We start from the raw sequence: 1556 nt of genomic DNA on the forward strand, positions 1-1556 counted from the left end.
CACGAACACCAGCGGAACACCCAACGGCATCACACGCAGCAACGGCGCCAGATCCAGCAGCGCCAGCAACTCCTTGTCCGCCACCCGGAACGGCCGCATCCCCGGCAGGTGCAGAACCGGGAAACCGTCGGCATCGGTGTCCGTCCACACCACCATCGCCTCACCAGGCTCACCCTCAGCCGTCCACGGCGCGCCGAAGTGCTTACGGGATGCCGTATCACCCGCCTTCTCCTGCGTGCCCACCGCCCGCAGGTCCACGCCATCCGGAGCGGGTGTGCCGCTCCAGTTGTAACCCCGGGCGTTCCCACCCTCCTGCAGAAGGTGCGCCGGCCCGAACGCGCCCTTCGACGCCAGGTGGAAAGCGGCCAGCGTGAAGTAGTCCGACGGGTCCAGACCGGCCGCGATCGCCTGGGCCGTCAGAATCCACAGCTCCTGCTTCCTCGCCGGCGTCCACTGCTCGTCCGGGAACATATGGAGCACCCGACGCCCCAGCTTCTCCGTGAACGCCGCGTCCATACCGCCCATCTGCCGTGCCGCACCGGCCATCGCCCAGAACGCCCACGTCACCGCCTTCTTGGTCACCGGCGTGTCCGCACCCGGCTGCCTCAGCACACTCCGCACCAGGCCCGCACCCATCTGCGTCACCTGCTTCAACGCATGCTGGATGAACATATCCGGCATGTCCTCACCCAGCCGTGCCGCCGGCTTCCCCGTCAACGTCTGGGCAGCAATGTCCAGAACCGCCCGGTAATCCTCCGGAGTCGGGACCTTCCTGCCGCCCACCCGCTGCGCCATGAAGCTCCACAGTTCCATCCGGAAGGGTGTGAACCTGCCCAGTGCCGGGTCCTGGGCGCGCATGGTCTCCATGGCACCAATGCCCTTGAGCAACTGCCCATACAGGCCGGGATCCTTCTCGGCCTCCGGGCCGAACACGATCCGCAACGCCCGCACCAACCGCAGCATGGTCGCCCGCGTTTCCGGCGACACCGCACCCGGACCACGGTGCAGCCCCGCCGTCCGCGCCAACGGATCCAGCTCATGCGGCAACGGCTCCGGAACCGCGCTCCTACGACGACCGGCCACCCCACCCGGCGTATCGATCAGAATGCGGGTGTCGACGTCGAAGCCACTGCTCATCAACGACCCGTCGGTCTCCAGACGGCTCTCGTTCGCCGCATGCTGAGTCAGCGACACCTCATCCAACGGATCATGCACCGCCGGCGCCGGACGGTTGTCCAACTGCGGCGCCAACGGATTCCCCGCCGCATCACTGAAACACACCTCCAGCCCCAGCCGGTGCCCCTCCGGCAGCTCCGCCACCTCCGGCAGCCCGCCGATATACCGGCCGCCGTCCGCCGCACCCAGCCACACCGTCCGGCCATCCTTCAGCGCCAGCTGCAGACCACCCGGCAGACCATGAGCGACATACGTGTACACCGCCGGATCCGGAGTCCTCGCCTCCTCACTGACCAGCGCCGTCCGACCACCCGACGGCATCAGATGCACCAGCTTCTTCGCATGCAGATACGACCGCATCTTCTGCTCACGGTCCCGCA

1 protein-coding gene is annotated in these 1556 nt (G+C 67.7%); it reads right to left on the reverse strand.

The window, feature by feature from the left end:
- Positions 1 to 1556, reverse strand: a 1556-nt coding sequence (locus IG02_RS37390; protein WP_037805190.1) for a lonely Cys domain-containing protein, incomplete at both ends; no start/stop codon positions are given.

The sequence above is a fragment of the Streptomyces sp. NRRL F-5135 genome (assembly GCF_000719775.1).
Taxonomy (GTDB): Bacteria; Actinomycetota; Actinomycetes; order Streptomycetales; family Streptomycetaceae; genus Streptomyces; species Streptomyces hebeiensis.